Source organism: Kitasatospora sp. NPDC002227 (assembly GCF_040296285.1).
Lineage (GTDB): Bacteria > Actinomycetota > Actinomycetes > Streptomycetales > Streptomycetaceae > Kitasatospora.
Map to the genome: position 1 here is coordinate 14,515 of NZ_JBEOWY010000004.1, position 16,120 is coordinate 30,634.

The 16,120-nt window shown below is 72.2% G+C and carries 12 protein-coding genes and 1 other RNA gene; 12 read left to right on the forward strand and 1 reads right to left on the reverse strand.

Annotated features, from left to right (window positions below; translation table 11 throughout):
• Positions 1-34 precede the first annotated feature (34 nt).
• From ABT095_RS05015 to prfB, 3 genes are all read left to right on the forward strand, one after another.
• Positions 35-1,873, forward strand: coding sequence for a serine/threonine-protein kinase (locus ABT095_RS05015; RefSeq protein WP_350527879.1), 1,839 nt, complete (start codon positions 35-37; stop codon positions 1,871-1,873).
• A gap of 188 nt (positions 1,874-2,061) precedes the next feature.
• On the forward strand, positions 2,062-3,363 hold the full coding sequence (locus ABT095_RS05020) for a serine/threonine-protein kinase (RefSeq protein ID WP_350527880.1): 1,302 nt from the start codon (positions 2,062-2,064) through the stop codon (positions 3,361-3,363).
• Between the two features lie 9 nt (positions 3,364-3,372).
• Positions 3,373-4,482 (forward strand): peptide chain release factor 2, encoded by a 1,110-nt coding sequence (gene prfB / locus ABT095_RS05025; RefSeq protein WP_350527881.1) that lies wholly within the window; start codon positions 3,373-3,375, stop codon positions 4,480-4,482.
• 151 nt (positions 4,483-4,633) lie between these two features.
• Here the strand turns inward: prfB and ABT095_RS05030 are convergent, their stop codons facing one another.
• The gene (locus ABT095_RS05030) at positions 4,634-4,828 is read right to left on the reverse strand and encodes a hypothetical protein (protein ID WP_350527882.1); all 195 of its coding nucleotides are present in this window, start codon (positions 4,826-4,828) and stop codon (positions 4,634-4,636) included.
• 272 nt (positions 4,829-5,100) lie between these two features.
• On the opposite strand from ABT095_RS05030, the gene ftsE reads away from it, so the two are divergent.
• The 9 genes from ftsE to ABT095_RS05075 all read left to right on the forward strand — a co-directional run bounded on the left by ftsE (position 5,101) and on the right by ABT095_RS05075 (position 16,075).
• On the forward strand, positions 5,101-5,790 hold the full coding sequence (gene ftsE / locus ABT095_RS05035) for a cell division ATP-binding protein FtsE (RefSeq protein ID WP_104816353.1): 690 nt from the start codon (positions 5,101-5,103) through the stop codon (positions 5,788-5,790).
• Positions 5,791-5,841: 51 nt separating this feature from the next.
• A complete protein-coding gene (gene ftsX, locus ABT095_RS05040; RefSeq protein WP_350527883.1) occupies positions 5,842-6,753 on the forward strand; it encodes a permease-like cell division protein FtsX in 912 nt (303 codons plus the stop codon).
• Between the two features lie 99 nt (positions 6,754-6,852).
• Complete coding sequence (locus ABT095_RS05045; RefSeq protein WP_350527884.1) at positions 6,853-7,953, forward strand: S41 family peptidase; 1,101 nt, start codon at positions 6,853-6,855, stop codon at positions 7,951-7,953.
• Between the two features lie 51 nt (positions 7,954-8,004).
• A complete protein-coding gene (gene smpB, locus ABT095_RS05050; protein ID WP_350527885.1) occupies positions 8,005-8,484 on the forward strand; it encodes an SsrA-binding protein SmpB in 480 nt (159 codons plus the stop codon).
• 108 nt (positions 8,485-8,592) lie between these two features.
• Positions 8,593-8,963, forward strand: a transfer-messenger RNA (tmRNA) gene (gene ssrA, locus ABT095_RS05055).
• A gap of 190 nt (positions 8,964-9,153) precedes the next feature.
• Positions 9,154-10,485, forward strand: coding sequence for a nitrate/nitrite transporter (locus ABT095_RS05060; protein WP_350527886.1), 1,332 nt, complete (start codon positions 9,154-9,156; stop codon positions 10,483-10,485).
• 138 nt (positions 10,486-10,623) lie between these two features.
• The gene (locus ABT095_RS05065; protein WP_350527887.1) at positions 10,624-11,769 is read left to right on the forward strand and encodes a uroporphyrinogen-III synthase; all 1,146 of its coding nucleotides are present in this window, start codon (positions 10,624-10,626) and stop codon (positions 11,767-11,769) included.
• A gap of 162 nt (positions 11,770-11,931) precedes the next feature.
• Positions 11,932-14,229 (forward strand): HelD family protein, encoded by a 2,298-nt coding sequence (locus tag ABT095_RS05070; RefSeq protein ID WP_350527888.1) that lies wholly within the window; start codon positions 11,932-11,934, stop codon positions 14,227-14,229.
• A 370-nt stretch (positions 14,230-14,599) separates the two neighbouring features.
• A complete protein-coding gene (locus ABT095_RS05075; protein WP_350527889.1) occupies positions 14,600-16,075 on the forward strand; it encodes an NAD-dependent malic enzyme in 1,476 nt (491 codons plus the stop codon).
• Positions 16,076-16,120 lie beyond the last annotated feature (45 nt).

Consider the following 16,120-nt stretch of genomic DNA (forward strand, 5'->3'; position numbering starts at 1 on the left):
GGCCCGGCAGCCCGGCGACAACAGGAGCTCACAGGTGCGGCCAGTCGGCAGCAAGTATCTGCTCGAGGAGAGCCTCGGGCGCGGTGCCACCGGCACCGTCTGGCGCGCGCGGGTGCGCGATGGCGTCGCCGTGCCCGGGATCGAGCCGGGCCGTCCGGTCGCGATCAAGATACTGCGCGAGGAACTGGCGGCCGATCCGGACATCGTCATGCGCTTCCTGCGGGAGCGCTCGGTGCTGCTGCGGCTCGACCACCCCAACATCGTCCGGGTCCGTGACCTGGTGGTGGAGGGCGAGCTGCTCGCCCTGGTGATGGACCTGGTCGAGGGCCCGGACCTGTTCCGCTACCTGCGCGAGAGCGGGCCGCTCTCGCCGATCGCCGCCGCCCTGCTGATGGCCCAGGTCGCCGACGCGCTGGCCGCCAGCCACGCGGACGGGATCGTGCACCGCGACCTCAAGCCCGCCAACGTGATGCTGGCCACCGTCACGGTGGACGGCGTCGAGCAGATGCACCCGCTGCTCACCGATTTCGGCATCGCCCGCCTCGCCGACTCCCCGGGCATCACCCGCACCCACGAGTTCGTCGGCACCCCGGCGTACATCGCGCCCGAGTCCGCCGACGGCCGCCCGCAGACCTCGGCGGTGGACGTCTACGGCGCCGGGATCATGCTCTACGAGCTGCTCACCGGCCGCCCGCCCTTCCAGGGCGACAACCCGCTGAGCGTGCTGCACGCGCACCTGGCGCAGGAGCCCGAGCGCCCGCGCACCATGCCCGAGCCGCTCTGGACGGTGATCGAGCACTGCCTGCGCAAGGACCCGGCCCGGCGGCCGAGCGCCGTCTCGCTGGCAAACGCGCTGCGGGTGGTCGCGGCCGGGGTCGGCGTGCACGCCTCGCCCGCCGCGGTGGACGCCGCGCTGGCCGTCGGCGCACTGCTGCTCCCCGACCCGCGGCCGGCCGCCGAGGCGCCCCTGGAGGCGCAGGCCTGGTCCGACCCGACCCAGGTGCTGCCCACCGGCGCCGCCGGGTACGACCCCTCGGCCGCCACCCAGGTGATGGGTGCCGAGCCGGTCGGGGCCGCCGACCGCACCCAGGTGATGGGCGCCCCGCCCGCCGCCGACCGTACCCAGGTGATGCCCCCGATGCCCGCGGCCCCGGCCGGCGCTCCCGGCGCCGAGACACCGCACCCGTGGCAGACCCAGCTGCGCGCCGCCCGCGACCGCAACCAGCAGACCGAGATCGGCTACTTCGACCAGCAGGACTTCGCCGAGCCGCAGGTCGCCCCGCGCCCGTACCAGTCGGGCGCCCCGCGCCCGCAGTACCAGCCGCCGCAGCCGTACCGCGGGCCTGGCCAGGCACCCGCCTACGGGCAGGCGCAGGGGCAGGGGCAGTACGGCCAGGGCGCGCCGCAGGGGTACGGCCGGCCGCCGCAGCCTCCGCAGCCGCAGTACGGGCAGGGCCAGCAGGGCCAGCCGCCCTACGGCCAGCGGCCCGGCTACCAGCAGGCGCCGCCGCCGCAGCCCGGCTACCAGCAGGCCCCGCCGCCCCAGCCGTACGCGGCCGCCCCCGCGCCGCAGCGCAGGGCCGAGCCGCCGGTGCCGCAGCACCGGGAGCCCGCGCCGCGCGAGCCGCTGCGCCGGGAGCCGGCCTACCGCGAGCCCGAGCCGGCCCCGCGTGAGCGGGAGCCGCGCCCGCGCAGCCGGAACCGGATGTACATCCCGGGCCTGGGCTGCCTCAAGGGCTGCCTGATGGTGCTGCTGATCCTGGCGGTGGCCGCCGTGGCGCTGTGGAACTTCACGCCGCTGCCGCAGTACTGGGCCGATGTGCAGGGCTGGTTCCACACCGCGACGGACTGGCTGCACAAGGCCGGCGGCTGACGGTCCGTCGGAGGTCCGCGCGGGCAGTGATCTTGTCGCTTTGTCGACAGTTCACGATTTTTCCGCCCCCAGGAGGGCCTTCGACGGGCCCCGGAGCCCTCCGAGGCGCGTAGGTTGGTCGCTGACGGACCGACCTACCGAGCGCACCCGACGGGCCGTGCGCTCCCGCCGCCTACGGAGCAGCAGCATTGGCACGCAAGATCGGCAGCCGGTACACCGTCCACCAGGTGATCGGCCGAGGCTCCGCGGGGACGGTCTGGCTCGGTGACGGGCCGGACGGGCCGGTGGCCGTCAAACTGCTGCGCGAGGACCTGGCCTCCGATCAGGTGCTGGTCGGCCGCTTCGTCCAGGAGCGGGCCGCGCTCACCAGCCTCGACCACCCCCGGGTGGTCGGCGTGCGCGACATGGTGGTGGACGGCGACGACCTCGCCCTGGTGATGGAACTCGTCCAGGGCACCGACCTGCGCTCCCGCCTCGAACGCGAGGGCGTCCTCGCCCCGCAGGCCGCCGTCTCGGTGATCGCCGACGTGGCCGACGGCCTGGCCGCCGCCCACGCGGCCGGGATCGTCCACCGGGACGTCAAGCCCGAGAACGTCATGCTCGACCTCGCCGCCCCGCCCGGCCCCGGCGGCGCCCCCCGCGCCAAGCTCACGGACTTCGGCATCGCCCGCCTGGTCGACGCCCCCCGCCGTACCCGGGCCACCCGGATCATCGGTACCCCCGACTACCTGGCCCCCGAGATCATCGAGGGCCTGGAGCCGCGGGCCGCCGTGGACATCTACGCGCTGGCCACCGTGCTCTACGAACTCCTGGCCGGCTTCACCCCCTTCGGCGGCGGCCACACCGGCGCCGTGCTGCGGCGGCACGTCACCGAGAGCGTGCCCCCGGTGCCGGGCCTGCCGGACGGCCTCTGGCGGATCATCGCCGAGTGCCTGGCCAAGGCCCCCGCCTCCCGGCTGCGCGCCGCCGAGCTGGCCACCCGCCTGCGCGAGCAGCTGCCCGCGCTGGCCGGCCTGCCGCCGCTGGCCGTCCCCGCCCAGGGCAAGCCCCCCGCCGAGGAGCTGCTCACCCCCGGCGAGGCCGTCTACGCCGAGATCGACGCGGGCCCCGGCACCCACCGCCGCCGGCGCGGGCCCGCCGTGCCGCTGGTGCCGACGCCGTCGCCGGACTCCACGCGGGACACGCACACCAGCCTGCGGCGGCCCTCGGCGCAGGAGCTGGCCTCGTACGCGGCCCAGTCGCAGGCACAGCGGGCCACTGCTCCGGCCGGGCACCGGAAGGGGCGGAAGGCTCTGGTGCGGCGGCGGCGGATGTTGGCGGTGCTGGTGGCGGTCGTGCTGTTGCTCGCGGGGGCGGCTGCGGCGTATGCGGCGTTCGCGGCGGACCACCACGGAGCGAGGCGCGCCGCCGGGTGCGGGTCTGTTTCTTCCGGGTTCGCGCAGTTCCCCGCGCCCCCGGGCGCTGCAACCGGCTGCCTGCGTATCCATTAGGCTGGTGGCGTGGCAGCCGTCGATCCTTCTGAAGAGCTCAAGTCCCTCGAGACGACCATGGGGTCGATCGAGGCCGTCCTCGACCTGGACAAGATCCGGGCCGACATCGCGATTCTGGAGGAGGAAGCAGCCGCCCCGAACCTGTGGGACGACCTCGCCAATGCGCAGAAGGTCACCAGCCGGCTCTCCTTCCTGCAGGGCGAACTCCGCAAGGTCACTGCCCTGCGCAGCCGTGTCTCCGACCTCGGCGTGCTCTTCGAGCTGGCCGAGGCCGAGGACGACGCGGACACCCTCGCCGAGGCGATGACCGAGCTGACGGCCGTCCAGAAGGCCGTCGAGGAGCTGGAGGTCCGCACCCTCCTCTCCGGCGAGTACGACGCCCGTGAGGCCCTGGTCAACATCCGGGCCGAGGCCGGTGGCGTGGACGCCGCCGACTTCGCCGAGCAGCTGATGCGCATGTACCTGCGCTGGGCCGAGCGGCACGGCTACCCGACCGAGGTGCTCGACACCTCGTACGCGGAGGAGGCCGGCATCAAGTCCGCGACCTTCTCCGTGAAGTCGCCCTACGCCTACGGCACCCTCTCGGTCGAGCAGGGCACCCACCGCCTGGTGCGCATCTCGCCCTTCGACAACCAGGGCCGCCGCCAGACCTCCTTCGCGGGCGTCGAGGTGCTCCCGGTGGTCGAGCAGTCCGACCATGTCGAGATCGACGAGTCCGAGCTGCGCATCGACGTCTACCGCGCCTCCGGCCCCGGTGGCCAGGGCGTCAACACCACCGACTCGGCCGTGCGCATCACGCACATCCCGACCGGTGTGGTGGTCTCCTGCCAGAACGAGCGCTCGCAGATCCAGAACAAGGCCTCCGCGATGAACGTCCTCCAGGCGAAGCTCCTCGAGCGCCGCCGCCAGGAGGAGCGGGCCGCGATGGACGCGCTCAAGGACAGCGGCAGCTCCTGGGGCAACCAGATGCGCTCCTACGTGCTGCACCCGTACCAGATGGTCAAGGACCTGCGCACCGAGTTCGAGGTCGGCAACCCGCAGGGCGTGCTGGACGGTGACATCGACGGGTTCATCGAAGCCGGAATCCGCTGGCGCAAGCAGAGGGAAACCTCGAACTGAGGCGTGAGGAGTCCGGCTTCGATGAAAATCAAGCACAGCATCGAGGCCGGTATCCGCTGGCGCAAGCAGCGTGAGACCAGCGGCGAGTAAGACCGTGTGAAAGAAGGCCCCCGGGAGAGTTCCCGGGGGCCTTCTTCGTGTCCTACGAGCTTCAGGCCAGGACCTGGTGGGCGATGAAGGCCATCGCGAGCAGGGCCACCAGCAGGGCGAGCAGGGTGGTGGGGGTGAGCGCGGCGAACGGGCCCTGCTGCTCCTGCAGCCGGGCTCGGTTGGCGCGGCAGACCGCGCAGCGGCCCTCGCTCACGCGGCCGTTGCAGTTGGCGCACACCAGATGGTCGCAGGTCATGCGATCTCCTCCTCGCTGCTACAGCCAACGCTCCGGGCGGGCTTCTGGTTCCTGCCCCTTCGACTACCACTGTGCCAGGTTCGCGGCCGTCCGGCGCTCGGGCCGGGACAGCTCGGGCCACTCGGGCAGGGAATGACGGTGTCCCGGCTGTGAATTGGCTCGCATTATTCGGGTCAGAACGGGACAAAACGGTCCATAGTCAAGGCCTCGGTGGCCTGGGAGCCCCCGGGGCCGGCGGGCCTTCGGCCTAGGATGGCCCCCGTGATGCAGCCGTGATCAGATTCGACAACGTCTCCAAGACCTATCCGAAGCAGAACCGTCCGGCGCTGGACAACGTCTCGCTGGAGATCGAGAAGGGCGAGTTCGTCTTCCTGGTCGGCTCCTCCGGCTCCGGCAAGTCCACCTTCCTGCGGCTGTGCCTGCGGGAGGAGCGGCCGAGCACCGGCGAGGTGCACGTGCTGGGCAAGGACCTGGGCAAGCTGTCCAACTGGAAGGTGCCGCACATGCGCCGCCAGCTGGGCACCGTGTTCCAGGACTTCCGCCTGCTCCCGAACAAGACCGTCGCGCAGAACGTGGCCTTCGCCCTGGAGGTGATCGGGAAGCCCAAGAGTGCGATCAACAAGGTCGTGCCCGAGGTGCTGGACCTGGTCGGCCTCGGCGGCAAGGAGGAGCGGATGCCCGGCGAGCTCTCCGGTGGTGAGCAGCAGCGTGTGGCGATCGCCCGGGCCTTCGTGAACCGCCCGATGCTCCTGATCGCCGACGAGCCCACGGGTAACCTCGACCCGCAGAACTCGGTCGGCATCATGAAGCTGCTCGACCGGATCAACCGCACCGGCACGACGGTCCTGATGGCCACGCACGACCAGGCCATTGTCGACCAGATGCGCAAGCGAGTGATCGAGCTCGACAAGGGGCTGCTGGTCCGCGACCAGGCCCGCGGCGTCTACGGCTACCAGCACTAGACCTCCCGCCCGCCTCGTTGCCCCACCCGTAGACCCTGGAGTGAGAAAAGCATGCGCGCCCAGTTCGTTCTGTCGGAGATCGGTGTCGGTCTCCGCCGCAACCTGACCATGACCATCGCGGTCGTGGTCAGTGTCGCGCTCTCGCTCGCCCTCGCCGGTGCCAGCCTCCTGGTGCGCGACCAGGTCAACTCGATGAAGGGTTACTGGTACGACAAGGTCGAGGTGAGCATCTACTTCTGCACCAAGGCGGACCAGAAGACGTCCCCGCAGTGCAGCAACGGCGCAGCCACCGACCTGCAGATCAAGGACGTCAAGACCCAGCTGGACTCGATGACCCAGCTGGTGCAGAGCTCGACCTTCGAGAGCTCGACCGAGGCGTACAAGCGCTGGAAGGACACCAACCCGGACAACCCGCTGCTGCAGGCGGTGGGCCCGGAGGCGATGCCGCAGTCCTGGCGGGTCAAGCTCGACGACCCGACGAAGTACGACGTGATCCAGAGCGCCTTCGCCGGCAAGGCGGGGGTGAAGTCCGTCGAGGACCAGCGGAAGATCCTGGAGAACCTGTTCGGCCTGCTGAACGGTCTGCAGACCGCCGCCTTCGTGATCATGGTGCTGATGCTCTTCGTGGCACTGCTGCTGATCGTGAACACCGTCCGGGTGTCCGCGTTCAGCCGCCGCCGCGAGACCGGCATCATGCGCCTGGTCGGTGCCTCGAACTTCTACGTGCAGATGCCGTTCATCGCCGAGGCCGCCTTCGCGGCGCTGCTCGGCGCGGTGATGGCCTCCGCGCTGCTGCTCGGCGGGCACTACTTCGTGCAGAACTTCCTGGCGCAGCGCGTCCAGTTCATCCAGTTCATCGGGATCTCCTCGGTGCTCGCGGTGATACCGCTGCTGGTGGTCATCGGCATGGGCATGGCCGGGATCGCGGCCTTCTTCACCTTGCGGAAGTACCTCAAGGTCTGAGCCTTCTCCCGGCGACCTGACACAGGGCGCGGGCCCCGCTTCCACGAGCGGGCCCGCGCCCTTGTCGTACGCGGGGCTGCGGCCCCTAGACTCCGATCCATGTCACGGCAGGTGCGACAGGGGGCCACGCTCAGTCTGGTGTTCGGGGTGGTGCTGCTCGGCGGGGCGCTGGCCGGTGCCTGGGGGGAGCCGCTCGCGCCGGCCGGGCGCTCGGCCTCGCAGGACACCCTGCCCGGCCCACGGCTGTCCGGCGCGCGGCTCACCCGCTCCGAGGCCGAGCGGCTGCTCGGCGCGAGCGGGGACCGCTGGGCGGCGTACTACAGCCCGCAGGAGTACGCGGACTACCTGCTGGGGCGCTACCTCGGGGTCGGGCTCTCGGTCGGCCGGGCGCAGGACGGCGCCACCGAGGTCTCCCAGGTGCGGCCCGCCGGGCCGGCCGCGGCGGCCGGGGTCGAGGTGGGGGACCGGCTGCTGCACATCGACGGGGTCCGGACCGACCGGCTGCCGGTCACCGAGGTGGTGGCCCGGCTGCGCGGCGACGGCGAGCGGCGGGCCGGCTCGACGGTCGAGCTCGCGGTGCAGCGCCGGGGCGGTCCGGTGCGCGAGGTGGTGCTGCACCGGCAGCTGCTGCAGGCCCAGGAGGTCACGGCGGTCCCGCTCGCGCCGGGCGTGGTGCGGATCGCGGTGGCCGCCTTCACCGACGGCGTGGCCGAGCAGGTCCGGGCGGCGGCGCAGGGCGCCCGGGCGGTGGTGCTCGACCTGCGGGGCAGCTCCGGCGGGCTGGTCGAGGAGGCCGCCGCGGTGGCCTCGGTCTTCCTGGACGGCGGGCCGGTCGGCTCGTACCAGGCGGGCGGCGAGCGGCGGGAGCTGACGGCCGCGGCCGGCGGGGACACCGCGACCCCGCTGGTGGTGCTGGTGGACGGCGGCACGATGAGCGCAGCGGAACTGCTCGCGGGCGCGCTGCAGGACAGGTGCCGGGCCGTCCTGGTCGGCTCGCGGACCTTCGGCAAGGGCACCGTGCAGCAGCCCAGTGAACTCGCCGACGGCTCGGTGCTCGAGCTCACCGTCGGCCGCTACCTCACCCCGGCCGGCCGCAGCCCCGAGGGCACCGGCCTGACCCCGGACGTCCCGGTGCCCACGGGGGAGCGCGCGGAGGCGCTCGCGCTCCGGGTGCTGGCGGGGCTCGGTCGGCGCGGCTGAGACAAATGGGGCTGACGACGGCCTCGGGTGGATGCGAGAATGGCCGACGCTATGGCAAAGGAAACGGGACAGAAGCTGATCGCGCAGAACAAGAAGGCGCGGCACGAGTACACCATCATGGACACCTTCGAGTGCGGGATGGTGCTCACCGGCACCGAGGTGAAGTCGCTGCGCGAGGGCCGGGCCAACCTGGTCGACGGGTACGCCTACACCCAGGGCGGTGAGGTCTGGATCGACAACGTGTTCATCCCCGAGTACACCCAGGGGACGTGGACCAACCACTCCGCGCGGCGCAAGCGCAAGCTGCTGCTGCACAAGATGGAGATCCGGAAGCTGGAGGCGAAGACGAAGGAGACCGGCCACACCCTGGTGCCGCTCTCGATGTACTTCAAGGACGGCCGGGTCAAGCTCGAGCTGGCCCTCGCGGTCGGCAAGAAGCTCTACGACAAGCGGCAGACCCTGCGCGAGAAGCAGGACACCCGCGAGACGGCCCGTGCCGTCGCGGCGGCCCGCCGCCGGCAGCGGGCCTGACCCGCGGCTGTTAATGAGCTGGACCCTCGGTGGTCACAGCGCGTACGATGGCTCCAGCAACACCGCACCGGTGAAAGTCGCTGCGGCTGATGTTTCTCAAAAAAACATGGGGATGATCGGTTTCGACAGGGGACGTCGAAACAGGAGAAGCGAGCCGAGGAAGGCGACGATGATCTCGTTAACCATCTGTCGCAAAAAAATAATCGCCAACACTAAGCGCGATTCCTTCGCGCTCGCTGCCTAAGCAGCGAGTAGCGTGGTGTCAGCCCGGAGCGTTCCCGATCCGGATCCTGGCATAATCTAGGGAACTCAACCGTCCGCCCGGGCTACGAGGGCGGATGGGAAATCAAACAGTAGCTGGGCCTGTTGGCGGCTTGTCCGCGTGACTGCCAGGGCCGAGAAAAGCACAGCGGACTGCGCTCGGAGAAGTCCTGAATCCACTCCACTGGACCCGGGTTCGATTCCCGGCATCTCCACCACCCCATGTTCCGATATGTACGAGAGCCGCCCGCCGATTCCGGTGGGCGGCTCTCGTGCTTCCCGCCTCACAGGCCCTGCGCGGCCCGGGTGAGCGGACGGTTCCGTCCGTGTCACCGCACGCGGCCGTGGCCGAAACGCCCCCTGCCTAGCGTCGGTCGTACCGAGCAGCCGAGGCAGGGGAGTAGGGCGATGGGCCGCATTCAGGAATGGCACCCGGAGGACGAGGAGTTCTGGGCCCGCGAAGGGCGTAGAACGGCGCACCGCAATCTGTGGTTCTCGATCCTCTCGGAGCACGTCGGGTTCTCGATCTGGAGCCTGTGGTCGGTACTGGTGCTCTTCATGGACAAGAGCTACGGCATCGACCCGGCGGGCAAGTTCTTCCTGGTCGCCATGCCGACCCTGGTCGGCTCCTTCGTCCGCATCCCCTACACCCTCGCGGTCTCCCGCTTCGGCGGGCGGACCTGGACGGTGGTCTCGGCCGCGCTGCTGCTCCTGCCGACCCTCGCGGCGGCGGCCGTGATGCACCCCGGCACCTCGTACGGCACCTTCCTGCTGGTGGCCGCGCTGACCGGGCTCGGCGGCGGCAACTTCGCCTCCTCGATGACCAACATCAACGCCTTCTTCCCCGCCCGGCACAAGGGCTGGGCGCTCGGGCTGAACGCGGGCGGCGGCAACATCGGGGTGCCGGTGATCCAACTGGTCGCGCTCGGCGTGATCGGCTGGGCGGGCGCCGGGCACCCCCGGCTGGTGCTCGCGGTCTACCTGCCGCTGATCGTGCTGGCCGCCCTGTGCGCGGCGCTGTTCATGGACGACCTGGCGGTGACCAGGGGCGACACCGGCGCGCTGCGCGAGGTCGTGAGGGAGCGGCACACCTGGCTGCTCGCGGTGCTCTACATCGGCACCTTCGGCTCCTTCATCGGCTTCTCCTTCGCCTTCGGGCTCGTGCTGCAGACCCAGTTCGGCCGCACCCCGCTGCAGGCCGCCCAGCTCACCTTCCTCGGCCCGCTGCTCGGCTCGCTGATCCGCCCGGTCGGGGGCCGGCTGGCCGACCGGTTCGGCGGGGCCAGGATCACCTTCGGCAACTTCGGCGCGATGGCGGCCGCCGGGGCGGTGGTCACCTGCGCGTCCGCGCTGCGCTCGCTGCCGGTCTTCCTGGTGGGCTTCGTCGCGCTCTTCGTCTTCGCCGGGCTCGGCAACGGCTCGACGTACAAGATGATCCCCGGGGTGTTCGACGCCCAGGCGCAGGACCGGATCGCGGCGGGGGAGAGCCCGGCCGCCGCGACCGCCCGGGCCCGGCGGGTCAGCGGGGCGGCGATCGGGGTGATCGGCGCGGTCGGCGCGCTCGGCGGGCTGCTGATCAACCTGGCCTTCCGGGAGTCCTTCCTGACCGCGCACAGCGGGGCGCCCGCCTTCGCCGCCTTCCTGGTGGCGTACGCCGTCTGCGCCGCGCTCACCTGGGCGGTCTACCTCCGGCGGCCGAGCGCGGTGGTGGCGGAGCAGCCGGTGCCGGCCGGAGTGTGACCGAATCTGACGGAGTACCGCGAAACCCTTCGGAAATCCGGGCGACCCGTCGGTGTGACCGGCGGGCGTGAGGATTGGCCTCCCACCTACCTTCCGGCCCGCCGCAGCCGGAGGGGCAGCACCTGAAGGACAGCCACCATGGACGACGCCACCCAGGTGACCACCGACCCCGTGCCGCCGCTGGCCGGGTACACCGTTGGAATCACCGCCGCCCGCCGCGCCGACGAGCTCGCCGCCCTGCTGCAGCGCCGGGGCGCGACCGTGCTGCGCGCCCCCGCGCTGCAGATCGTGCCGCTGGCCGACGACGCCGAGCTGCTCGCCGCCACCCGCGCGCTGGCGGCGGACCCGCCGGACTTCGCGGTGGCGACCACCGGGATCGGCTTCCGCGGCTGGATCGAGGCCGCCGAGGGCTGGGGCCTGGGCGACGAACTGCTGGCCGGTCTCGGCAAGGCCGTGGTGCTGGCCCGGGGGCCCAAGGCCAAGGGGGCGATCCGGGCCGCCGGGCTGCGGGAGGAGTGGTCGCCCGAGTCGGAGTCCTCGGTGGAGGTCATGGAGTACCTGCTCGGGCGCGGGGTGGCCGGGCGGCGGATCGCCGTGCAGCTGCACGGGGCGCCGCTGCGGTGCTTCGTGGAGTCGCTGGTGGCGGCCGGGGCCGAGGTGGTCGAGGTGCCGGTCTACCGCTGGCTGCCCCCGGCCGACCTCGCGCCGCTGGACCGGCTGCTCGACGCCTGCTGCGGCGGGGCGCTGGACGCCGTGACCTTCACCAGCGCCCCCGCCGCGATCAGCCTGCTCGACCGGGCGGCCGAGCGCGGGCTGACCGAGCCGCTGCTGGCCGCGCTGCGGCGGGAGGTGCTGCCGGTCTGCGTGGGGCCGGTGACGGCCGCGCCGCTGGAGCAGGCGGACGTGCCCACCGTCTGGCCCGAGCGGATGCGGCTGGGGGCGTTGGTCCAGACGCTCACCGCGCAGCTGCCCGCCCGCTCCCGCCACCTGACGGTGGCCGGGCACCACCTGGAGATCCGGGGGCAGGGCGCGCTGGTCGACGGCGAACTGCGGCCCGTCCCGCCGGCCGGGATGGCCCTCCTGCGGGCCCTCGCCAGACGCCCCGGCTGGGTCGTGCCGCGCGCGGAACTCCTGCGTGCGCTCCCCGGTGGCGGCGAGGACGAACACGCCGTCGAGACCGCGATGGCCCGCCTCCGTGCCGCCCTCGGCACCCCGGGCCTGGTGGCCACCGTCGTCAAGCGCGGCTACCGCCTGGCGGCGGACCCGATCGGCGACAAGTACTAGGCACCACCAGGGGCGCGGGGAACTGCGCGACCGGCCACTGAGCGGCCTGCGGCCTCCCGCTGCGCGCAGTTCCCCGCGCCCCTGGACAGTGCAAGTGCCCCGGAGAGCGTCGGCACGGCGTAGGATCATCTGTCCGCTTCTACGCTTCCCCCACCCGAGGCCATGCACAGCTCAGACATCACCAACGCCGACACCGTCCGGGACCGCGAGATCGCGGGCGAGCAGCACCACCTCGACGTGGTGTACCAGCGCCTGGAGGAGAAGCTCGCCGAGGCCGAGTACGTCCTGGAGGACGCCGTCAAGAAGGTGCACGTCGGTACGCCCGGCGCGCTCGCCGAGCGGGACGCCCAGGTGTACCGGGCGGGCGCCCACCTGCACCGGTTGAACAGCGAGTTCGAGGACTTCCTGTTCGGCCGGATCGACCTCCAGCAGGCCGACGGGCCCGAGGAGCACGGCATCCCGTCCGCCACCCCGCTGGACCCGGCCGACCCGGCCGTCGCGGAGACCCTGCACATCGGGCGGCTCGGCGTGCTGGACGCCGAGTTCGGCCCGCTGGTGATCGACTGGCGGGCGCCCGCCGCCGCGCCGTTCTACCGGTCGACCCCGGTGGAGCCCGGCCGGGTGATCCGGCGCCGGGTGATCCGCTCCAAGGGCCGCAAGGTGATCGGCGTCGAGGACGACCTGCTGCGCCCCGACCTCACCCCGACCCTGGACGGGGTCGAGCTGGCCGTGGTCGGCGACGGCGCGCTGATGGCCTCGCTCGGCCGGGCCCGCAGCCACTCGATGCGCGACATCGTCTCCTCGATCCAGAAGGAGCAGGACGAGGTCATCCGGGCCCCCGCCGCCGGGGCCACCCTGGTCACCGGCGGCCCCGGCACCGGCAAGACCGCCGTCGCCCTGCACCGCGCCGCCTTCCTGCTCTACCAGGACCGCCGCCGCTACGCGGGCGGCATCCTGGTGGTCAGCCCGACCGCGCTGCTCGTCTCGTACACCGAAGGCGTGCTCCCCTCGCTCGGCGAGGAGGGGCAGGTGGCGATCCGCGCCGTCGGCTCCCTGGTGGCCGGGATCGAGGCGGGCCGCTACGACACCCCGGAGACCGCGCACGTCAAGGGCTCGGCCCGGATGACCCAGCTGCTGCGCCGGGCGGCCCGTGCCGCCCTGGAGCTGGGCGCCCCGCAGGAGCTGAAGGTCTTCGCCCGCGGCGAGGTGCTGCGCCTGGACGCCGCCCGGCTGAAGACGGTGCGGGGCAACGTGGTCGGCAGCGGCGGCACGCCGCTCAACCTGCTGCGCCCGCGCGCCCGCCGGCTGCTTCTCGACGCGCTCTGGTCCGAGCTGGTCAAGCACCTGCCCAAGCCCACCGACCACTACCAGCGCGAGCAGCGCCAGGAGGAGAAGGAGGCCTTCGACGAGTACGTCTCGGACGAGGCCGTCTTCCTGGACTTCCTGGACGCCTGGTGGCCGGTGGTCACCCCGCGCTCGGTGCTCGCCACCCTCAAGCAGCCCCGGCACACCAACCGGATCGCCCGCCGGGCCGTCACGCCCGAGGAGTCGAAGCTGCTCGCCGCCTCCTGGCGCCACCTCGGCCCGCGCGGCGAGGGCGCTCTCTCGGCGCACGACGTGGCGCTGGTGGACGAGCTGCAGGTGCTGCTCGGCGAGCCGGCCCGCCCGAAGGTCCGCGAGGTGGACGCGGTGGACCTGCTCAGCGGTCTGGACGAGGTGACCACCTACGCCGACCGGATGTCGCGGCAGCAGCAGCGCGAGCGCGGCCCGGTGGAGCGCACCGAGTACGCGCACGTGATCGTGGACGAGGCGCAGGACCTCACCCCGATGCAGTGGCGGATGATCGGCCGCCGGGCCCGGATGGCCACCTGGACGATCGTCGGCGACCCGGCGCAGAGCTCCTGGCCGTACCCGCAGGAGGCCCAGGCGGCCCTGGACGAGGTGCTGTCCGGCAAGCCGCGCCGCCGCCACACGCTGACCGTGAACTACCGCAACCCGGCCGAGATCGCCGAGGTGGCCGCCACCGTGCTCGAGCTGGCCGCGCCGGGCACCCCCTCGCCCCGGGCCGTCCGCTCCACCGGGGTCGAGCCGCGGTTCGCGGCCGTCTCCTCGACCGCACCGGCCGCCTTCGGCGAGGCCGCGCGGGCCGAGCTGGCCAAGCTGCTGGCCGAGGTGGACGGCACGGTCGCCGTGGTCGTGCCGATGGACCGCCGTAGCGAGGCCGAAGGCTGGATCGCGGGCCTGGGCGAGCGGGTGGTCGCGCTCGGCAGCCTGGAGGCCAAGGGCCTGGAGTACGACGCCACCGTGGTCGCCGACCCGACCGGCATCGCCGGCGAGTCCGAGGCCGGCCTGCGGGTCCTCTACGTGGCGCTGACCCGCGCCACCCAGCGCCTGACCGTGCTCTCCGGCCCGGACGACCTGCCGGACTCGAACGGCCGGCCGGCGCTGCTGCGCCCGTAGGAGACGACTGAGGCCCCCACCGTGCGCGGTGGGGGCCTCAGTCGTACGTTGGTGACACCGACCCGCCATGCTCGCCTCGCGGCAAGTGGTCGCTCGAAGCGACTAAGGTTGGGCCCGGGGGCTTGGATCGAGCCGGTGTCTCGTCCAATGTAACGCATCGGCCCCGGGTGTCAGCCCGGCGCGGCAGATTTTCACGAACCTTCACCGCCCGGCCGGAGGTCTTTGTCGGGTCCGTGCAATCAATGAACGTTATTTCTGAGTACCCACTGGTAGGTGCGACGATCGAGGTCTAGCATGCGCTGAGCAAGCGCTTCAACAGACTGTTGAACTCGCAGGTCTGAAATCTCGCCAGGGGAAGAAGGAACGGTCGATGGCCACGGTGCCAAGCGTCTCCAACTCGATCACGGTGCGGCTGGAGGTCCCGGCCACGGGCAACGCGGTGAGCTCGATCACCACCGCTGTCGAGTCCTCCGGCGGCTCGGTCATCGGCCTGGACGTCACCGGCTCCGGCCAGGACTCGCTGCGGATCGACGTCACCGTCGCCGCCAGTTCGGTGGCGCACGGCGAGGAGATCGTCGAGAAGCTGCGCGCGATCGACGGCGTGACCCTCGGCAAGGTCTCGGACCGTACCTTCCTGATGCACCTCGGCGGCAAGATCGAGATGTCCTCGAAGCTGCCGATCCGCAACCGTGACGACCTCAGCATGATCTACACCCCCGGCGTGGCCCGGGTCTGCATGGCGATCGCCGAGAACCCCGAGGACGCCCGCCGCCTGACCATCAAGCGCAACAGCGTCGCCGTGGTCACCGACGGCTCCGCCGTGCTGGGCCTGGGCAACATCGGGCCGGCCGCCGCGCTGCCCGTCATGGAGGGCAAGGCGGCCCTGTTCAAGCGCTTCGCCGGGATCGACGCCTGGCCGATCTGCCTGGACACCCAGGACAGCGACGAGATCGTGGCCATCGTCAAGGCGATCGCCCCGGGCTTCGCCGGGATCAACCTGGAGGACATCTCCGCGCCGCGCTGCTTCGAGATCGAGGCCCGGCTGCGCGAGGCCCTGGACATCCCGGTCTTCCACGACGACCAGCACGGCACCGCGATCGTGGTGCTGGCCGCGCTCACCAACGCGCTGCGGGTGGTCGGCAAGTCGATCTCCGACATCCGGGTGGTGATGTCCGGCGCCGGGGCCGCGGGCACCGCGATCCTCAAGCTGCTGCTGGCCGCCGGTGTCGAGCACGCCACCGTGGCCGACGTGCGCGGTGTGGTGCACAGCGGGCGGGACGACCTCAACGACTCGCTGCGCTGGATCGCCGAGCACACCAACCGCTCGGGCCGCACCGGCTCGCTCAAGGAGGCGGTGGCCGGGGCGGACGTCTTCATCGGCGTCTCCGCGCCGAACCTGCTGGACGGCGACGACCTGGCCACCATGGCCGAGAACGCGATCGTCTTCGCGCTCGCCAACCCGGACCCGGAGGTCGACCCGGCGGTGGCCCGCCAGAGCGCCGCCGTGGTGGCCACCGGCCGCAGCGACTTCCCCAACCAGATCAACAACGTGCTGGTCTTCCCGGGTGTCTTCCGCGGTCTGCTGGACGCGCAGTCCAAGACCGTCAACACCGAGATGATGATCGCCGCCGCCCGCGCGCTGGCCACCACCGTCGCGGACGACCAGCTCAACGCCAACTACATCATCCCGAGCGTCTTCCACCCGGACGTGGCCAAGACGGTGGCCGCCGCCGTCCGGGAAGCCGCCCTGGCGGCCCGTGGCGACGCCGAGCAGGCCCCCGCACGCCCCACCCCGGGCATCGTCGGCACGCTCGACACGGCGGCCTTCCCGGCCGTCAAGCTCTGACCCGAGGGGCGCTCCGGAAGCTCCCGGAGTGTCGCTCCTGGCGTG

What these genes read in the sequence shown, in the direction of transcription:
- ABT095_RS05030 (WP_350527882.1), bottom strand. Translation starts at nt 4,828, where the DNA reads ATGACCTGCGACCATCTGGTGTGCGCCAACTGCAACGGCCGCGTGAGC.
- ftsX (WP_350527883.1), top strand. Translation starts at nt 5,842, where the DNA reads ATGCGCGCCCAGTTCGTTCTGTCGGAGATCGGTGTCGGTCTCCGCCGC.
- ABT095_RS05045 (WP_350527884.1), top strand. Translation starts at nt 6,853, where the DNA reads ATGTCACGGCAGGTGCGACAGGGGGCCACGCTCAGTCTGGTGTTCGGG.
- smpB (WP_350527885.1), top strand. Translation starts at nt 8,005, where the DNA reads ATGGCAAAGGAAACGGGACAGAAGCTGATCGCGCAGAACAAGAAGGCG.
- ABT095_RS05060 (WP_350527886.1), top strand. Translation starts at nt 9,154, where the DNA reads ATGGGCCGCATTCAGGAATGGCACCCGGAGGACGAGGAGTTCTGGGCC.
- ABT095_RS05065 (WP_350527887.1), top strand. Translation starts at nt 10,624, where the DNA reads ATGGACGACGCCACCCAGGTGACCACCGACCCCGTGCCGCCGCTGGCC.
- ABT095_RS05070 (WP_350527888.1), top strand. Translation starts at nt 11,932, where the DNA reads ATGCACAGCTCAGACATCACCAACGCCGACACCGTCCGGGACCGCGAG.
- ABT095_RS05075 (WP_350527889.1), top strand. Translation starts at nt 14,600, where the DNA reads ATGGCCACGGTGCCAAGCGTCTCCAACTCGATCACGGTGCGGCTGGAG.